Origin of the sequence: Algibacter ulvanivorans (assembly GCF_048381495.1) — a bacterium.
GTDB classification, from domain to species: domain Bacteria; phylum Bacteroidota; class Bacteroidia; order Flavobacteriales; family Flavobacteriaceae; genus Algibacter_B; species Algibacter_B ulvanivorans.
In genome coordinates, this window is the sequence record NZ_JBLWGD010000006.1 from 101,092 (window position 1) to 118,898 (window position 17,807).

Annotated in this window: 16 protein-coding genes; 6 read left to right on the plus strand and 10 right to left on the minus strand. The window is 31.8% G+C overall.

Annotation, left to right across the window (positions count from 1 at the left end; translation table 11 throughout):
- The first annotated feature begins 17 nt into the window (after positions 1–17).
- The gene (gene fabD / locus ACNG5D_RS14050; protein ID WP_418184163.1) at positions 18–911 is read left to right on the plus strand and encodes an ACP S-malonyltransferase; all 894 of its coding nucleotides are present in this window, start codon (positions 18–20) and stop codon (positions 909–911) included.
- A complete protein-coding gene (lspA, locus tag ACNG5D_RS14055) occupies positions 912–1,418 on the plus strand; it encodes a signal peptidase II (protein ID WP_418184164.1) in 507 nt (168 codons plus the stop codon).
- Positions 1,419–1,490: 72 nt separating this feature from the next.
- On the opposite strand, the gene ACNG5D_RS14060 is transcribed toward lspA, so the two are convergent.
- The 7 genes from ACNG5D_RS14060 to ACNG5D_RS14090 all read right to left on the minus strand — a co-directional run bounded on the left by ACNG5D_RS14060 (position 1,491) and on the right by ACNG5D_RS14090 (position 11,432).
- The gene (locus ACNG5D_RS14060; RefSeq protein ID WP_418184165.1) at positions 1,491–1,988 is read right to left on the minus strand and encodes a lipid-binding protein; all 498 of its coding nucleotides are present in this window, start codon (positions 1,986–1,988) and stop codon (positions 1,491–1,493) included.
- Between the two features lie 19 nt (positions 1,989–2,007).
- A complete protein-coding gene (locus ACNG5D_RS14065; RefSeq protein WP_418184166.1) occupies positions 2,008–2,655 on the minus strand; it encodes an immunoglobulin-like domain-containing protein in 648 nt (215 codons plus the stop codon).
- A gap of 27 nt (positions 2,656–2,682) precedes the next feature.
- Positions 2,683–4,140, minus strand: coding sequence for a SusD/RagB family nutrient-binding outer membrane lipoprotein (locus ACNG5D_RS14070; protein WP_418184167.1), 1,458 nt, complete (start codon positions 4,138–4,140; stop codon positions 2,683–2,685).
- An 18-nt stretch (positions 4,141–4,158) separates the two neighbouring features.
- Positions 4,159–7,317, minus strand: a complete 3,159-nt coding sequence (locus ACNG5D_RS14075; protein ID WP_418184168.1) for a SusC/RagA family TonB-linked outer membrane protein — start codon at positions 7,315–7,317, stop codon at positions 4,159–4,161.
- A gap of 256 nt (positions 7,318–7,573) precedes the next feature.
- A complete protein-coding gene (locus ACNG5D_RS14080) occupies positions 7,574–9,082 on the minus strand; it encodes a helix-turn-helix domain-containing protein (protein ID WP_418184169.1) in 1,509 nt (502 codons plus the stop codon).
- A 198-nt stretch (positions 9,083–9,280) separates the two neighbouring features.
- Complete coding sequence (galE, locus tag ACNG5D_RS14085; RefSeq protein WP_418184170.1) at positions 9,281–10,306, minus strand: UDP-glucose 4-epimerase GalE; 1,026 nt, start codon at positions 10,304–10,306, stop codon at positions 9,281–9,283.
- Positions 10,299–11,432 carry a DegT/DnrJ/EryC1/StrS family aminotransferase gene (locus tag ACNG5D_RS14090; RefSeq protein WP_418184171.1) on the minus strand — a complete coding sequence of 378 codons (1,134 nt, stop codon included), beginning with the start codon at positions 11,430–11,432 and terminating at the stop codon, positions 10,299–10,301. Before ACNG5D_RS14090 ends, galE begins: the two co-directional genes overlap by 8 nt.
- 158 nt (positions 11,433–11,590) lie before the next feature.
- Here ACNG5D_RS14090 and ACNG5D_RS14095 point away from each other — a divergent pair, with 158 nt between their 5' ends.
- The 3 genes from ACNG5D_RS14095 to ACNG5D_RS14105 all read left to right on the plus strand — a co-directional run bounded on the left by ACNG5D_RS14095 (position 11,591) and on the right by ACNG5D_RS14105 (position 14,808).
- The gene (locus ACNG5D_RS14095; protein WP_418184172.1) at positions 11,591–12,826 is read left to right on the plus strand and encodes a 3-deoxy-D-manno-octulosonic acid transferase; all 1,236 of its coding nucleotides are present in this window, start codon (positions 11,591–11,593) and stop codon (positions 12,824–12,826) included.
- A 97-nt stretch (positions 12,827–12,923) separates the two neighbouring features.
- Positions 12,924–13,268, plus strand: a complete 345-nt coding sequence (locus ACNG5D_RS14100) for a hypothetical protein (RefSeq protein ID WP_418184173.1) — start codon at positions 12,924–12,926, stop codon at positions 13,266–13,268.
- A gap of 325 nt (positions 13,269–13,593) precedes the next feature.
- Entirely contained in the window at positions 13,594–14,808 is a 1,215-nt protein-coding gene (locus ACNG5D_RS14105; protein WP_418184174.1) for a phage integrase SAM-like domain-containing protein, read from the plus strand.
- Positions 14,809–14,822: 14 nt separating this feature from the next.
- Here the strand turns inward: ACNG5D_RS14105 and ACNG5D_RS14110 are convergent, their stop codons facing one another.
- Positions 14,823–15,716, minus strand: a complete 894-nt coding sequence (locus ACNG5D_RS14110; RefSeq protein WP_418184175.1) for a nucleotidyl transferase AbiEii/AbiGii toxin family protein — start codon at positions 15,714–15,716, stop codon at positions 14,823–14,825.
- A complete protein-coding gene (locus tag ACNG5D_RS14115; RefSeq protein ID WP_418184176.1) occupies positions 15,709–16,473 on the minus strand; it encodes a type IV toxin-antitoxin system AbiEi family antitoxin domain-containing protein in 765 nt (254 codons plus the stop codon). The genes ACNG5D_RS14110 and ACNG5D_RS14115 overlap by 8 nt, the downstream gene beginning before the upstream one ends.
- Before the next feature lie 90 nt (positions 16,474–16,563).
- On the opposite strand from ACNG5D_RS14115, the gene ACNG5D_RS14120 reads away from it, so the two are divergent.
- Positions 16,564–16,695 carry a hypothetical protein gene (locus ACNG5D_RS14120; protein WP_418184177.1) on the plus strand — a complete coding sequence of 44 codons (132 nt, stop codon included), beginning with the start codon at positions 16,564–16,566 and terminating at the stop codon, positions 16,693–16,695.
- 46 nt (positions 16,696–16,741) lie between these two features.
- Here ACNG5D_RS14120 and ACNG5D_RS14125 read toward each other — a convergent pair whose 3' ends face one another.
- Positions 16,742–17,776: a glycoside hydrolase family 53 protein gene (locus ACNG5D_RS14125; protein ID WP_418184178.1), complete on the minus strand. Its 1,035-nt coding sequence runs from the start codon at positions 17,774–17,776 to the stop codon at positions 16,742–16,744.
- Positions 17,777–17,807 lie beyond the last annotated feature (31 nt).

A 17,807-nucleotide genomic window follows, 5' to 3' on the forward strand; every position in this document is an offset into this window, starting at 1 on the left:
ACTTAAAACGAATTAATATGAACGCATATATATTTCCTGGTCAAGGTGCCCAATTTTCGGGAATGGGTCTTGATCTTTATGAAAACTCACCTTTAGCACAAGATTTATTTGAACAAGCTAACGATATTTTAGGTTTTAATATCACAGACACTATGTTTGAAGGCTCTGCCGAAGATTTAAAAGAAACCAAAGTAACACAGCCAGCCATATTTTTACATTCTGTAATTTTGGCAAAAACATTAGGAAATAGCTTTAAACCAGATATGGTTGCAGGGCATTCTTTAGGAGAATTTTCTGCACTAGTAGCCAATGGAGCATTAAATTTTGAAGATGGATTAAAACTAGTATCTCAACGTGCTTTAGCCATGCAAAAAGCTTGCGAATTACAACCTAGCACGATGGCAGCAGTATTAGGTCTTGAAGATGATATTGTAGAAAAAGTTTGTGCAATAACCGAAGGAGTTGTAGTTGCTGCAAACTATAACTGCCCAGGGCAATTAGTAATTTCTGGCGAGGTTGAAGCTATAAACAGAGCATGCGAAACATTGAAAGAAGAAGGCGCACGTCGTGCTTTAGTTTTACCTGTTGGTGGTGCATTTCACTCACCATTAATGGAACCCGCTAGAGAAGAATTAGCTGCCGCCATAGAAAACACAACATTTAGCAAACCAAATTGCCCAATTTATCAAAATGTAACTGCAAATGCTGTAATTAACCAAGAAGCAATAAAAGCAAACCTTATTTCGCAATTAACTGCGCCTGTAAAATGGACACAATCTGTACAACAAATGATTGCAGATGGCGCTACACTATTTACCGAAGTTGGTCCTGGTAAAGTTTTACAAGGTCTAGTAAAAAAGATTAATAGAGCTTCTGAAACGGCTTCTGCAACTTTTGATACTAATAGTTAAATGAAACTAACTAAGCGCTCTATTTACATTATTTTAGTTATTGTTTTAACTATAGCTATCGATCAAATCTCTAAAGTTGCAGTAAGAGAACATATAACTTTAAGAACCGAATTTAATCCTGGCGATCGTATTTCGTTAATTGGTGATGCTTTTATTTTAATGCATGTTGAAAATACCGGTGCATTTCTTGGTATGGGTAGCGAATTAAATGAAACGCTTAGAATTATATTACTACTAATTTTACCAATTCTTGTTTTAGGTTTTGTATTACGTTATGTTTTTAAAGACAAAAATCTAGATAATTGGTCGCTCTTTGCTTTTGCAAGTATTATTGGTGGTGGAATTGCTAATGTTTTTGACAGAATAGTATTTGGAAAAGTTACCGATTTCTTATTTATTGATTTAGGAAGTATTTTTAGAACCGGTATTTTTAACCTTGCAGATTTATCGGTTACTACAGGTATGCTTATTCTAGTATTTATAACATTTAAAAAGAAGAAAGCTTAATTATATAAATAAAAAACTCGAAGGTAAAAAGTACCTTCGAGTTTTAAAGCTAAAAATAATTAATCCTTAATTTTAATGTTCGTCTTCTAAAAATCCTGTACGTTTATATCCTTCAATATGGTACACAGAACCTGGATCGTCTGAGAACTCAATATCAAACGAAATTAAATCTGCAACTTCATTAGTATCGCTACTTACAGTTCCGTCTTTAACTATAGATCCGTTGGTAATAGTTACTGTTATTTCATAATCATCAACTTTACTTGCTAAATCTGTTCCAGAAAATGTTAAAGCCGATAAATTTACAGGCACAGCAGAGTTAAAAGCCCAAATGTGTTCATGATCAAACATTTGTATTTCAGTTCCGTTATCGGCTGCCGTATTCGATGTTGTTATCACTTCATAATCAACCACCATATTTCCGTCTAAAAAAGTCTGTACATACCAATCGCCAGACATTTCTACTACCGAAGATTTTTTAATCGTTACATCTTCATAACCTTCCTCATTACAAGAAACAAATACAGTAACAAGCATTATTACTGCTATATAATTAAATATTTTTTTCATAATTTTTCTATTTTATTAATTAGTCTTTAATGAAGTTACGTGAAAAAATTCCGCAACAAGCAATGAAGGTATTTAAAGAGATATCTTTGCCCCCTACTAAATCGCCATTAGAACCAGCAACGTCTGTTGGGTCTGCAACAATATCACCAAAACGACTTGATTGCCTAGGAATAACCACCTCTGTTCCAGAAACATGAGCTATTAATGCATTAATCTTATTGGTTGGTAAAATATCGTCGGCTTGATAAAAACCATCGGCCACCTTAGTTAGTGTCATAACATGCGCCGCGTTTGTATCTCTAGTATAACTACCGCTTAAATCGGCACTTGCTATTGCCGCAGGATCGTCAGCTACTATTACATATCTAAAAGATGTACCATCAAAACCATCAACATTTGTTGCAGAATAATCTAGTCTGTAAAGGCCAACTTGATCTGTATTTACAGTACCTGTTGTGGTTAATGGTAACTCACTATCGCCTGCTAAGGCTTTAACACCAGTATCAGTATAAGCTACACCTTTTTGAACTAAAAGATATTGACCACCTTCTAATTCGAAAGTTGGGAAGTAAGTTATTTCTGATGGAATTGGGTTTTCTTCGCTACATGACACAAAACATGCTAATGAGAATACCAATACCATTATTTTTATAAATTTATTTTTCATTATTTTAATATTTTAAGTTTAAACTCATTATTTCTGATCCCACCATACTTTTTCGGTAATGGATGTTTTTTGAGTGATATTTGGATTCTTAGATGTTTCTGTATCTGGATAAAATATTGTATTTGGTGTTTGGTCGCCAGTTAATACAGAACCAACAGATACTACAAGGTTTCCATTAGGGTAATTTTGATTACCAAATGTTACTGTTTCTGGATATTGAGTTCTGTTAGATTCGAAAAAACCTTCAATGTTATTAACATAGGCTAAAGACACCCATTTTTGAATCATAACTTGTCTTACTGCTGTTTCAATATCTGTAGAAGCTACATACTCGTAATTACCTCCTGTACCTGTAAAAGTTGCTGCTATTCCTGCATCTAAACCATAGGTTAAAAAAGAGTTTGCTACTCCTGCATCGTATTTTGCTTTGGCTCCTGCTCCATTAGAATATCTAATTAAGGCTTCAGCTTGTAAAAAGTTACTTTCAGATACGGTTAATAAATAAACTGGTGTTGTAGCTGTTACATTAGGTCTTGAAAAATCCGAAGCTACTTCTGAAGCATAACTACCACGATCTCCTTGGTCTATACCTCTATAAATACCACTTGAATTTGTTCTGTAAATAGCAGCCTCTCTAGGATCGGCATGAGCTTCTAAAAACTGAAGAAGTGAGTTACTAGCTATATTATTTACATCTCCTAAATGATCGATTTGAACATCGTAAAATGGATTTGCTTTATTCTCGGCACTTTCATAAAGTGCAAATTTAGCATCTGAAGTAATAAAATTATCTTGCGAAAGTAATGCATTTACAGCTGAAGCATTGGCTTGACTTGTATAAGACATTCTCATATAAAGCTTTAACTTTAAAGTATTTGCAAACTTTATCCAATCTTCCATATTTGCATTGTAAATAGCATCTTGCGCGCCTACATTAGAATCTACAGGATTATTGTTATACTTGCCTAAAGCTGCATTAATTTCATCAATTAAACCAGTATAAATATCGCCACCAAAATCTACATTAGGTGTTATGTTTCCTGAACCTAATAACGCTTCAGAATAAGGGATATCTCCATATAAATCTGTTAATACTTGAAATGTATAAGCACGAATTAAGGAAGCTATTAAGTAAGAACCTGTATCGCCTTCTTCATCAGACTTATCTAAAACATAGTTTAAGTCATTTAAGCAACCTGCCCATAACTCATTCCATAATCTATCTGAAAAATCAATATTCATGTTATAAGTATCGATATTTAAATATTGACTTGCACTTGGTGGTTGTGTATGGTATTGTGCTAAAAAACCACCTAAATTGGCTAATTGCCCACCCATTCCAGTAGCTAATGAACCTTGAGCTGCTGTTAGCACAAAACTTTTATCGACATTTACTGGCGTATTTGGGTTATCGTTAATGTCTAATTTCTCCTCACAAGATGTTATGAGTACTAAGAAAAAAAGAGCTGTTAGTATATTTTTCATATTAATATTTTTTATTTGTTAAAACTTTGCTTTTAAAGCAACGCCAATACTTCTTGTACTTGGGCTTGCACTAAATTCTCCAAACTGACTGTTTAAATCTGTTCCGAATGTAGATACCTCAGGGTCTATATATTGGTTTGATTCTGGGGTGAACAATAATAAGTTTCTACCTATTACAGTTAATGACAGCGATTGGAATGGTGTTTTGCCTATAATTTTTTCAGGGAAATTATACCCTAAAGTAACTTCACGTAACTTTACAAAAGATTTATCAATTACATCGCCTCTTTCATTAGCAGAAGCACGATAATAATCATCCCAATGCTCTGTATCTATTGCTGTAGTGTTTTCTTCGTAAGTTATATTACCAGCTCCGTCGTCAATTCTAACTACCGATCCTGGAATTATATATGGATTTCTATCATTAATCGTTGTTGTTATAGAGTTACCTGTAAAACGTGTATTACTTGCGGTACGGCTAAACATTAAACCACCTTGTCTTACATCTATAGAGAAACCTAAAGAAAATCCTTTGTACGAGAAATTGTTTGTTATACCTAATGTATAATCGTATTGCGTATCGCCATAAACTTCTTTAACAGGCGATGCAATTGGCACACCATTAGCATCTACAACAATATTTCCGTTTGGATCTGTTAATGGTACACTACCTTCAATTAGAGCTAAAGGCTCGCCTTCTCTAGCTACTAAACTAATAGTGCTTAAACCACCTAAGGCTATTTGAGGTACACGATCGTCAAGTTCTTCTAAAATGGCGTCGTTTGTAGAATAATTTAATGCTACATCCCAGTTAAAGCCATCGTAATTTCTAAACACGCTAAGATTTAATAAGGCTTCAATACCTTTATTAGAAATAGTACCAATATTAGCTGTTTGAGTTGTATAACCAGAAGTTGATGCTAAAGGTAAGCTTAAAATCTGGTCTTCAACAGTTGCATCGTAATAAGTAAAATCTAAACTTATACGGTTTTTAAGGAATGATAATTCGGTACCAATTTCAAACTCTTTTCTTCTTTCTGGTCTTAAATCTGGATTTCCAGCTCTGTTTCCTACTTCAAAAGCATTTAAACCACCAACAGGGAAATCTAAATCTCTAAATCCTTGATTATCTGTTTCGCCTAAAATATTTACAGGGTTAATTTGATATGGTGCTGTATCTACACCTGTTTCACCATAACCCACTCTTAGTTTACCATAACTTAGTACGTTTTTAATTTCTGGAAACGTATTTGTTATAATCCACGATGCATTAGCGCCACCGTATAGTACCGATCTGTTTTCTTGTGGAAGTGTTGAATACCAATCGTTTCTTGCATTAGCTGTTAAATACAATTCATCTTTATAAGCCAATGTTGTTGAATTTAAAAAACCATAAAGTCTTCGTTTTGAAACTGCTGAAGCTGCCGTTATTGGGCTAGCAGAATTTGAAAGCGAATAATACCCTGGTATATCTTGAGATGTTACAGAAGCAGCTGAAGTTAATGTTGTTCTATCATTATAATTAAAACCAAATGAAGAAGTTAAATTAAAATTAGAGCTTAAATCGAAATCTAGATTATAAAGAATATCGTGATTAACCTGTTTTACAAAGCTTTGGTTTTCGCCATATGCTCCTGGTTGCTCTGTTGTTGTACCATCGTTAGGTGTTCCTGGAGCTGCATCGATAATAGCGTTCCAAACTTTAGTATAATCTGAATATTGGTCGATACCTAATCTGTATGTAAGGCTAGACCAATCATTAATATCTGCAGTTATATTAAAAGATCCGTAAACACGCTCTTTAGTGTATTTTGCACCATCTTCATTTAAAGTGAAATATGGATTTGTAACACCAAATGGCGTATAATAGTTATCTACTGTATTAAAAGGATCGTTTTTGTAGTCTTTAAACTCCGTGATATCTATATCGTTAGGAATTTGCATTAAGTTATTAATAACACTTCGGCCTTGTCCTCCTTGAATACCTAATCCACTTGTGCTTACATAGTTTAAAGTACCTCCAAATGTTAAGAAATCCATTTTAGAATTAAATGTAACCGTTACGGTATTTCTCTCATTAGAATCGTTAGACGTTGGAAAGATACCATCGGCCGTAGCGTTACTAAATGAAATTCTACCTGAAGTATTACCAGAACCTCCCGAAACAGCAACATTAGTTAAATAAGATTGCCCTATATCGAAAAAGTTTCTCCATTGGTCTTTTTGGAAAGTATAAGGTTTAATTTTTTGCGCATTATTAACAATATTACCCCAAGGCAATACTTCGTTATTAAAACGCGGCCCCCAAGATCCATTTTCTCCTAAATAGTGTTGTCCATCCCAACCTTGACCAAATGTACTTTGGTATTTAGGTGCTCTTAAAAGATCTGAAAATGTAGCTGTTGTAGAGAAATCGATACTTAACTTATCTGTAGAACCTTGTTTAGTTGTTATAATAACAACACCATTGGCTGCTCTAGACCCGTAAAGCGCTGTACTTGACGCACCTTTTAAAATAGAAATAGACTCTATATTATCTGGGTTTATATCGCCTGCTCCATTACCAAAATCGTAAGAACCATCTAAACTATCTTCGAAGGCAGAACCATTATTAATAGGTACACCATCTACAATATATAGCGGTTGATTGCTACCACCAATAGTACTAAAACCTCTAATAATAATTCCAGAAGAAGCTCCAGGATCTGTACTTGCACTAGATATAACTACACCAGCAACTTTACCTTTTATAGCATCAGCTATATTGGTTTGCGATCCTTCATTTAATTTTTCTGAATCGATACTGGTAACAGCAGAACCTAAAGATGCTTTCTCTCTTTTAATTCCTAAGGCTGTAACTACTACTTCTTGTAGTGCTTGGGCGTCTTCACTTAATTTCACATCGATTGTTGAGGAAGAACCAACAACGACTTCTTGTGTGGCGTATCCAACATAGCTAATAACAAGTGTACTACCTTGATTTGCTTCAATTGAATATTGCCCATCAAAATCTGTTGAGGCACCAGAATTTGTGCCTTTAACTAAAACTGTAGCTCCTGGTAGTGGCAGTCCACTATTGTCAGTTACTGTTCCAGAAATAGTCTTTGCTTGTGCAAACGAAAATTGCACAGTTAATACCATTAATAGTATTAACAATCTACTAAACTTTTTTTTCATTGTGTATTATATTTGAGTTAGTCTATGCAGATTGAAAAAAGGAGGCAGCAAAGATTTTTTAAGTGACTAATTCAAAAAATTATACTTTACTTTTTTTGAAAAAAAGTTTAGAGGATTCTAAAGTAAGTAAAGTCCTTGTACTACCTACCTTTAACAATTGCAATTTCAAAAAAAGTTATAATACCAATGATTTAGGGCAAATCTTATAATAGTTTACCCTTTCCGTAGATAGTTTACTTACTATTTACCTTATAAGTCAATTTTTTATTTTTGTTTGAATAAAACCAGAGGGTGTAAGTTTAGTTTCCTTCTTAAAAGCTTTATTAAAAGTTACCTTATTGTTATAACCAACTTCGTAAGCAATGTCTATAATATTTAAATTTCCATGCGTATCGGTTGTTAATAGGCGTTGAGCTTCTTCTATTCTGAATTTATTTATAAGTTCGAAAAAATTCATTTTAAAATGCTCGTTAATTATTTGAGAAGTATTATGTCTTGTTGTATTTAATTTTTGTGCTAATATCTCTAGATTTATATTGCTTTGTTTATACACTTTTTCGTCTACTAAAAGTTTTATCAAGTTTTCTTTCAATTCATTTGAAAGTGCATTGGTTAAACCAGATTTTTGATACTTTTCGGGAAATATATGCTTTACAATGGGCACAAATTCGTTTTTAAATACACTTGGCTGCACATAAGCCATAAAACATATATATATAACCATAACAGACATTGCTGTTATTTGCGTATACGTTAAAAAGACCGAAGCAAAATTAAAAATACCACTCGCTGTTAAACCATAAATTATATAACTAATTACATAAGCTACATGAATAATATATATATTTTTTTTCCAATTTATAGACTGGGGTTTATTAGTGTTTAGTAGCGATTCAACTTGTTTATTACCATATTCCATTTTCCATATAAGTAAGGCGTAAATTGCTAGAGATAAAACTTTACTTAAAAAAATTACATATAAATTAATATCGAAGGCATCATTTAAACCTAACATAATTCTAATTTTATCTGAACCAGATTGCATATACATGGGAAGCAAATAGATAATGAGAAGTGCATTAGGTAAAAAGTGTAATAAATCTTTAGTTCTAAAAACATAGTTCTTAGCAACACTTTTAAAATAAAAATACAGCAAAGGCCCGTATGAAAGTGCAGGAATAGAAGCCATTAAATACGTATGCGGAAAATCGTATTGTAAATTAGAAATATACAATACATACTCTAAAAGAAACAACGAGTGTACTGCTACAAACCCGCTTATAAAAACCCTACTTTGCTTTTTTGTAGTTTTAGAAAAATTAATAATTATAGTAAAAAAGAAGCCTATTAATGCTACATAAAAAAATAAAAAAACTAAAAAGTTAAATTTTTGAAGATACTTATCCTTTAACACTTGATACGCTTCAGAATATGCTATATAAGTATAAGCTCCATCGTTTAAAATTGAAAAATCTAACGTATTGGATATATATTTTTCTGTATACAAAAGCGCATCTTCAGGCTGATCTAAATCTGCATTTAAAATGGCTAATTGCCTGAAGATTTCGATAGAATCTTTTGGGTTTTCTTTAACAGCATCTTCATAAAGCACAAGTAACTCAAGCTGAGTCATATCTTTATTAATATTTTTCTCCTTAATTAAACTATCTATTTGAATAGTTTGACTATAGCAAGAAAAAGTATACTGCCCGCTTATAAACATAAACAGACATATAAGAATTAATATTCTTAAATAACTAAGCATTAATTGTTAATTTTTATTGTTGAGTTATGTTAAATCTAACATAAAATGAATTTAAGCATTAACTGTTCTATTAGTCTTAAAACTTTCTTAAAAAAGTAAAACCCGATAATAATTTACCTTTTTTTAAACACTAATTCGTATTTTATAAAACAAAAAAAGGTTGCTAATTAGCAACCTTTTTAAACTTTTAAGCTTTAATTAATTATTAGCTCTAACTTTTTGTTCCCATTTCCATGCCGATCGCATGGCATCATCTAGGGTTAATTTAGTTTTCCAGCCAAGTTCATTATTAGCTTTATCTGTATCAGCATAGGCAGAAATTATATCACCCTCTCGTCTTCCTACAATTTTATAATTTAATTTTTTACCTGAAACTTTTTCAAAAGATTTAACAACCTCTAAAACCGAACTTCCTTTTCCTGTGCCTAAATTAAAAGTCTCATAATTTGCTTTATTTTTGTTTTGCAATAAACGCTCTAAAGCAATAACATGTGCTTTTGCAAGATCTACTACATGTATATAATCGCGAATACAAGTACCGTCTGGTGTTGGGTAATCATCACCAAAAACGGATAATTCATTACGTAAACCTATTCCTGTTTGTGTAATAAAAGGCACTAAATTTTGCGGAACACCTATTGGTAGCTCTCCAATTTCTGTAGATTCGTGTGCACCTACAGGGTTAAAATAACGCAAAGCTATAGCTTTTATGTTTGGTGTTACTTTACATGTATCGCTTATTATTTCTTCTCCAATTTGCTTTGTGTTTCCATATGGAGACTCGGCCTGTTTAACTGGTGCATTTTCTGTAATTGGCAATTCATCTGCTTGTCCGTAAACTGTGCATGAAGAGCTAAAAATAAATCCTACCGATGGCAATTTTTTTAATTCCTTTAACAGGTAAACCAAAGTAGAAATATTGTTTTCATAATACAACAATGGTTCTTGAACACTCTCGCCTACGGCTTTACTTGCAGCAAAATGAATAACACCTTTTACATCGTTATGCTTATTAAAAAAAGCTTCTACGCCATTTCTATCTTTTAAATCTAACTTTTCAAAAATTGGGGTTTGCCCTGTAATAGCTGTAATTCCATCTAAAACTTTCTCAGATGAATTTGACAAATCATCAATAATAACAACTTGATAACCCGCACTCTGCAATTCTACAGCGGTATGAGAGCCAATAAACCCAAGCCCGCCTGTTACTAATATTTTATCCATTTATAAATTTTATAATTGTTGATGTTATAAATTCAATTTGCTCGTCGTCCAATTCTGTATGCATTGGCAAAGAAATTACATTTTTTACTAATTGGTTTGTAACTTCAAAATCAGATTCGAGATACCTGTCATCTAAATAAGCTTTTTGCTTATGCAAAGGTATTGGGTAGTATACACCACACGGAATATTTTTTTCATTTAAGTGCTTTACTAAAGCATCTCTATCAATTCCATTTATTTGTAATGTGTATTGATGAAAAACATGACTGGACTTACTACTATTTCTATAAGGAGTTACAATATTAGCAATGTTTTTAAAGGCATTATCATATTTATTTGCTGCATCTATCCTACTGCTATTATATGTATCTAAATTAGGCAGTTTTGCATTTAAAACTGCTGCCTGTATACTATCTAATCTAGAATTTACACCTACAACATCATGATGATAACGCTCGTACATTCCATGGTTTACAATACCTCTAATAATATGTGCTAATTCATCATTGTTAGTAAAAATAGCACCTCCATCACCATAGCATCCTAAATTTTTTGATGGAAAAAAAGATGTTGCTCCCACATGACCTATCGTGCCTGCTTTAATTTTACTTCCGTCACTATATTGGTAATCTGCCCCAATGGCTTGTGCATTATCTTCTATTACATACAAGTTGTACTCTTTTGCAATTTCCATTATAGCTTCCATATTAGCACATTGTCCAAATAAATGAACAGGCACTATAGCTTTGGTTTTAGGTGTTATTGCTTTTTTTACAGCGTCTATGTTTATGTTAAAATCGTCTTGATTAACATCTACTAAAACAGGTGTTAATTGTAAAAGCGCAATAACCTCTACAGTAGCCGCAAAAGTAAAATCGGCAGTTATTACCTCATCTCCGGGCTTTAAACCTAAACCCATCATGGCTATTTGTAAAGCATCTGTACCATTAGCACAAGGAATAACGTGTTTTACTCCTAAATATGTTTCTAAATTTTTTTGAAATTTATGAACCTCTGGACCATTTACAAATGCTGTATTTTCTATTACGTCTTGGATAGATGTATTAACAGCGTCTTTAATCCCTGCATATTGACCTTTAAGATCAACCATTTGAATTTTCTTCATGTAAAAAAAATTATAGCCTTATTATATTTAAACAAAATAATGACTAATTTTTATGAACCCTTTTTTAGGGTTAAATCTATACAAAATTACAAAATTGATAGACGTTAACCAATGTATTTACTTTAAAGAAATGTATTTTAGCAATAAAAGAAATAATATTGCATTTTATTTACAACTTAGGAATTCACGTAGCTAGCTTAGTCTTAAAATTTGGCGCACTATTTAATAGTAAACTAAAAAAAGGTGTTATTGGTAGAAAAAACACTTTTAAGGCTTTAAAAAATAGCATTGCTAAAAACGATAAAACGCTTTGGTTTCATTGCGCTTCGTTGGGTGAGTACGAACAAGGGCTTCCTGTTTTTACAGAGTTAAGGAAACATTATAAAAAACATAAAATTATACTTAGTTTTTTTTCTCCCTCTGGTTACACTATTAAAAAAAACACGCCTATTGCCAATACTGTAGTTTACTTGCCATTAGACACAAAAACGAACGCGAAACATTTTATAGATATTGTAAATCCAGAACTTACCGTTTTTGTTAAATACGATATTTGGCCAAACTTTTTAAATGAATTAAAACACAAAAAATTAAAGGCCATATTAATTTCTGCTGCATTTAGAAAAGAGCAATCTTATTTTAAATTTTATGGTAAACCATTAAAAGAAGCACTTTTTGCTTTTAATCATATTTTCACTCAAAACGAAGCCTCTAAAAAGTTATTAAAACAAATTAATTACCACACAATAACAGTTACAGGAGATACTCGTTTCGATAGAGTGTACAACCAATTAAATGCAGATAACACATTACCTTTTATTGAAACTTTTAAAAACAATAACCTTTGCATTGTTGCTGGTAGCACATGGCCAGAAGACGAAGCTTTATTTATAAATTTTATAAATTCTCAAACCACAAAAAACATAAAATTTATTATTGCGCCTCATGATATTAAGCAAGATAGAATTAAAAAAATGCAATCTCAAATTAATTCTAAGTCTATATTATTCTCTGAAAAGGAAAATACAGATTTGACCAATTACCAAGTATTTATTATTGATACTATTGGCATTCTTTCAAAAATTTATAATTATGCCGAAATTGCTTATGTGGGAGGCGCTTTAGGCAAAACTGGTTTACATAACACGTTAGAACCTGCTGTTTTTGGCATTCCAATTATAATAGGTAACAACCATAGTAAATATCCTGAAGCTAAAAATTTTATTGACAATGGAGGTATGTTCTCTATTTCCAACCAAAAAGAGTTTAATAATATTTTAAATACACTAATAAAAAATCCAACCAAGCGAAAAGAAACTGGCAATAATAATATTTCTTTTATCAAAAAAAATAAAGGGGCTGTAATCCAAATACTAGATTATTTACGTATATAATGTGTTTCTATTAAGAATTATTCAGTAATTATTAATATTTAACAAAAAGTCATTAAATTAGACATCTAATTAATTGTTAACACTAAAACAAAAACCAATGAAAAAATTATTATTAAGTTCTATCTTATTAGTAGCATTAAGTTTAAGCTTTACTTCTTGTAGAGACACAAAAAAAAGTGAATCTGTAGAAGATGCTATTGAAAACGCTGCCGATGCGGCTGAAGAAGCAGTTGAAAATGCTGCTGAAGCAACTGGTGACGCTGTAGATTCTGCTGTTGATGCTGCAAAAGATGCTGCTGATGCGGCTGGCGAAGCTGTAGATAATGCAGTTGATGCGGCTGGTGAAGCAGTAGATAACGCTGCTGAAAAAGCTAGCGAAGCTGCTGATAATGCTGCCGATGCCGTAAAGAAAGAAGCTGAAAAATTAAAAACTGGTCACTAATAACTAAATTAGTTTTTACAAATTATAATATAAAACCACCCGTTTAGGTGGTTTTTTTATGGTTTAAATTTATAGCATAAAAAAAGCCTTATCAAATAGATAAGGCTTTAGTACTGAAGACGGGACTTGAACCCGTACGTCCTAATGGACATTGGATTTTAAGTCCAATCATATTTAACTCAAATAACATCAAACTAACTCATATTCAATTGATTAACAGTAATTTAATTTTTTATGATATCATTTAAAATCAAGCAAAATCAATATTTGCTGTACCTATGTTGTACCTAAAATGATTATCTTTAAAATCTAAAGTATCAAAAAAATGACTTCAAATGCAAAAATTGTTCTTCGAAAGAAGCCAAATAAAAATGGTCTATACCCTTTGGCAATTAGAATTTCAAAAAATAGGCGTTCCAACTATCATTACATCGGTCATTATATAGAATTAGAATATTGGGATGAGAAAAATATTCGTGTTAGAAAATCACATCCAAATGCAGCGAACCTTAATAATCTGTTGGTAAAAAAATTATCTGAAGCGAATAAGATGCTTATGGACTTACAAGCTGAAAAACAAGATTTATCAGCAAATCGTATTAAGGACAAATTATACAAAGACTCAAATAGCTCAAGCTTTTCTGAAATTGCAAAAGCTTTTTTAGATGAACTTGAAGCCAATAAAAAATTGGCTCGATATTACGCAGATAAGGTGAGAGTAAATCATGTGTTGAATTTTTCAAAATCGAATCAGCTTTCCTTTCAAGAAATTGATGAACAGTTTTTAAGGAATTTTAAAACTTATTTAAAAACCAAACATGGTTTATCAGAAAGGTCAATAGTAAATAACCTTGTTGTCATAAGAACTATATATAACAGAGCTATCAAATTAGGGGTTGTCGATAGAAAATTATACCCTTTTGGGTCGGGTGGAATTCAAATTAAATTTCCTGAAAGTCAAAAAACTGGATTAAATAAAGAAGAGCTTATTGCTTTAGAAAGTGTCAATGGTTTAACTGAAAATGAAATTCATGCAAGAAATATTTGGCTTTTCAGTTTCTATTTTGCTGGCATACGAGTTGCTGATGTACTCAAAATTAAGTGGTCTGATATTTCGGATAATAGACTTAACTATCGTATGGATAAAAATTCAAAATTATTGTCATTGAAGATTCCTGAGAAAGCTTTTGCAATTTTAGAACAGTACTCGAGTAATAAACAGGACGATAACGATTTTATTTTTCCAGAGATGAAAATGGTTAACCTGAAAGTTTCGAAGGATGTCTTTAGAAAAATTAACGCTGCTACAACAATGTTAAACAAGTATTTAGCAAGGGTTGCTGAAAAGGCTAAAATAAAAAAGAAAATTACCATGCACATTGCTCGCCATAGCTTTGGTAATATATCTGAAGATAAAATTTCTATTAAAATGCTTCAAAAATTATATCGACATTCATCAATAACAACTACTATTAATTATCAAGCAAATTTTATTCATAAAGATGCCGATGATGCTTTGGACAAAGTGGTTAATTTTTAATAGAATCTTAAGTGTTATTTAAACAGGTTTTCTAAAGCAGCATAATATGCTTTGAACTTTTTTAAATTTCCAGTCTTAAGTTTATTAAGGTTTTTCAATTTCCATTGTACAGCTGGAAATCGTTCAAAATCATAGATACTCCAGTCTGGTGTCAAGTTACTAAAGTCTAGTAGAAATCTCTTGTCTTTAACTGTTAAATTTTGATGTATTGTATCAATCAACTTTGCTCTAGTTCTCTCAAAATCTTCATATGTAAATGACTCAGAACTCATACCATCAAACTGATTGTCCATTACTTCACGCTGGTCAATTAAGTTAGGTTGCAACATTTCATTTAATGGACGCTTGCTACTTAACAGAAGTAGCATAAATCCTTTTTTAATATCATTTGTAAAACCTTCGTTTTTTAATAAATTTTTTATATCAAATAAATCTCTTGGGTGTTGACGATCTAGTGCAGCACAAATTTTACCCCCATATAGTTGTCCTATAGAAACTACGGAAATTGCACAATAGGCATTAAACTCTTCTTGAGCTTTATCACATAATGGTAACTCGACAAGTCCATCTAGTATACCTCTGTTTATTTGACTTACTTCCAATTTTATTTGTGCCTTTGCTGTAGTAATTTGTAACTTTAAAACCTTTTCCTTTAAAGTTATCACTGACTTAGGCAAAATTTTATCAAGAGTCATTTTTATGTTATCAAGAGCCGCAACAATTTTTTGAAGAGAAATATCCCTATCCTCTATTGGAATGTAGGTTAAATCAATATCGACAGACAATCTTGGCATATCTCGAATAAACAAATTAATGGCAGTACCTCCGTGTAGCGCAAAACATTTTTCTTTTGCCACCTCTGGCAATACTTGTAATAACAAGGAGACTTGACTTTTATAACTACTCATATTCTGCTAGTGCTTTAGGAACAGTTATTTTATATTTAGCGATGTAAACACCATCTTTAACTAGAGAACGTTTCCCTTTTCCCATATCTATTTTTTCTACATCTATGTATTTGAACCAATCGTGTTGTGATTTTTCCGCCATATATAAAAACAGTCTTTTTACTTTTATAGAACTGCATTTTTCTAAAAGATCTTGAACTTGTTTTGGTCTAAGATTATTAAGACCTTCCATTATTTCATAGCACTCAATAAGTTTTTGTTTTTTTGGTGTCAGATATAAGCATTCTAATAGAGCTCTTATAGAATTAGATATTTGTAAACTAAAGCTGCCTATCTCTAAAGATAGTAATCCCTCTTTTGAAGGAAGAAAAGAAGAACTAAAGTAATTTACTTTTATACTCCAATCGTACTTAGAAAACCAAGTAGGGAGTTTTTCTTTACTACCTCCAAACAATGTGATTTGCCGAGTCGATAACTCTAAGTAATGTGTTTTCCCTAGTAAAGACAATGCTGTTTTGCCACCTATATGAACACTCGATTCAGCCTGTTTCTGTAATGCATATATAGCACCTTCATAGTTTGGCTGTTCTCCAACACGCATCCAAGCCCCCGTTCCTATGGAATAAAGCCAATTACTTTTCTTGTAGCGATTTAACAACTGTGTAGAAAACCCATTTTCTGTTAACCACGAGCTTAGGAAGACAACTCCAGAAGGTTGAGAATTAAGCAAACGGTTTATTTTTTGTTCTTTTTCCAAACTAATAGTTTCTGTTTTCGACTTTTATTAAACTATGAAAATAAAATTTAGGTTTAAAATATTTCAAATATACAAACTATTAGTTTGTATATGAGACTTTTTTTAAACAAACATATACTGAATGATTTAGCATGTCCTTACCTAGATCAAACCAATTTAAATAATATTGAAGAAGTTTCTGTAAGAGTGAAATCTATAACTAGAAATTTAAATCAATTTTAACTACGAAAAAACTCAACAAGATTAGAAAACTATTCCCTATTGTTGATTAATGCCTCAAATACTTATCAAAAACATTTATTACTGGCATTACATTTCCTTTTTCATCAAAAAATGTTCGTGTTTCAAAGCCTCTTTTTGGTGCTGCAGGTTCCCACCAAAATATACCTACCCCTCTTCCGTTAGGAACATTTAAAATTATATTATTAACTTCTTCTAAGAATTCTTTTTGTCCTTCCGGTGTTTCTGGAAATGGCGCAAGTTTATTTATATATTCTTTCGGACTGTAATTATAAGCAGCTTCAACAACTATAATTTCTTTTTTATACTCATTGGCGGCGAAATTTAAACAATCTCGCAAATCAAGTAAACTACCGTGCCACCAAGGATAATATGATTGTCCGATAACATCATATTCTATTTGGTAACTATTCAATTTATCAAAAAAATATTTTGTAAAATTCTTATCTCCACCTTTATCAATATGAACCATTATTTTAGGGCAAACATTATTTCCACAACTGGCATAAACCCCATTAATACCAGACTGAAGCAAGGCTGCGAAGCTGTCCCAATTTTCTGGTAATTTACCAACAGGCCATAACATTCCATTACTGATTTCATTTCCTACTTGTACCAAATCAGGAGAAACTCCGGCTTCTCGAAATGCAATCATTGTAGTGCGAGTATAATCAAATATTGCATCTACTAGTTCTTGTTGGGTTTTTCCTTCCCAAGCTTTTGGAATAGGCTGTTGTTGAGGATCTGCCCAGGAATCGGAATAATGATAATCTAATAAAAATTTGAAACCTTGCTGCTTTGCTTCTTTTGCCATTTTAATGGTGTAATCTAAATTATTTGGCAATGCTGTTGGAGTATGAAATAATCGCAAACGAATCCAATTATAACCATGCTCTTTAAATATTTGGATACCAGATTTTGTTTGTCCGTTTTCTTTAAAAGTAAAACTATTGTCTTCTGCTTCTTTCATAAAAGACAAGTCTGCTCCAACAATATAATCTTGCGCATTTAATGATTTACTTATTATAAAAAGACAGATAATACTAAATATAATCTTCTTCATAATTAAATATGTTTTGGATTTTTAATTTTTT

Coding starts and splice junctions, on each gene's coding strand:
- ACNG5D_RS14100 (WP_418184173.1), top strand. CDS start 12,924: ATGAAAAAATTATTATTAAGTTCTATCTTATTAGTAGCATTAAGTTTA.
- ACNG5D_RS14125 (WP_418184178.1), bottom strand. CDS start 17,776: ATGAAGAAGATTATATTTAGTATTATCTGTCTTTTTATAATAAGTAAA.
- ACNG5D_RS14070 (WP_418184167.1), bottom strand. CDS start 4,140: ATGAAAAATATACTAACAGCTCTTTTTTTCTTAGTACTCATAACATCT.
- ACNG5D_RS14075 (WP_418184168.1), bottom strand. CDS start 7,317: ATGAAAAAAAAGTTTAGTAGATTGTTAATACTATTAATGGTATTAACT.
- ACNG5D_RS14105 (WP_418184174.1), top strand. CDS start 13,594: ATGACTTCAAATGCAAAAATTGTTCTTCGAAAGAAGCCAAATAAAAAT.
- ACNG5D_RS14080 (WP_418184169.1), bottom strand. CDS start 9,082: ATGCTTAGTTATTTAAGAATATTAATTCTTATATGTCTGTTTATGTTT.
- ACNG5D_RS14090 (WP_418184171.1), bottom strand. CDS start 11,432: ATGAAGAAAATTCAAATGGTTGATCTTAAAGGTCAATATGCAGGGATT.
- ACNG5D_RS14120 (WP_418184177.1), top strand. CDS start 16,564: ATGAGACTTTTTTTAAACAAACATATACTGAATGATTTAGCATGTCCT.
- ACNG5D_RS14110 (WP_418184175.1), bottom strand. CDS start 15,716: ATGAGTAGTTATAAAAGTCAAGTCTCCTTGTTATTACAAGTATTGCCA.
- lspA (WP_418184164.1), top strand. CDS start 912: ATGAAACTAACTAAGCGCTCTATTTACATTATTTTAGTTATTGTTTTA.
- ACNG5D_RS14065 (WP_418184166.1), bottom strand. CDS start 2,655: ATGAAAAATAAATTTATAAAAATAATGGTATTGGTATTCTCATTAGCA.
- fabD (WP_418184163.1), top strand. CDS start 18: ATGAACGCATATATATTTCCTGGTCAAGGTGCCCAATTTTCGGGAATG.
- galE (WP_418184170.1), bottom strand. CDS start 10,306: ATGGATAAAATATTAGTAACAGGCGGGCTTGGGTTTATTGGCTCTCAT.
- ACNG5D_RS14060 (WP_418184165.1), bottom strand. CDS start 1,988: ATGAAAAAAATATTTAATTATATAGCAGTAATAATGCTTGTTACTGTA.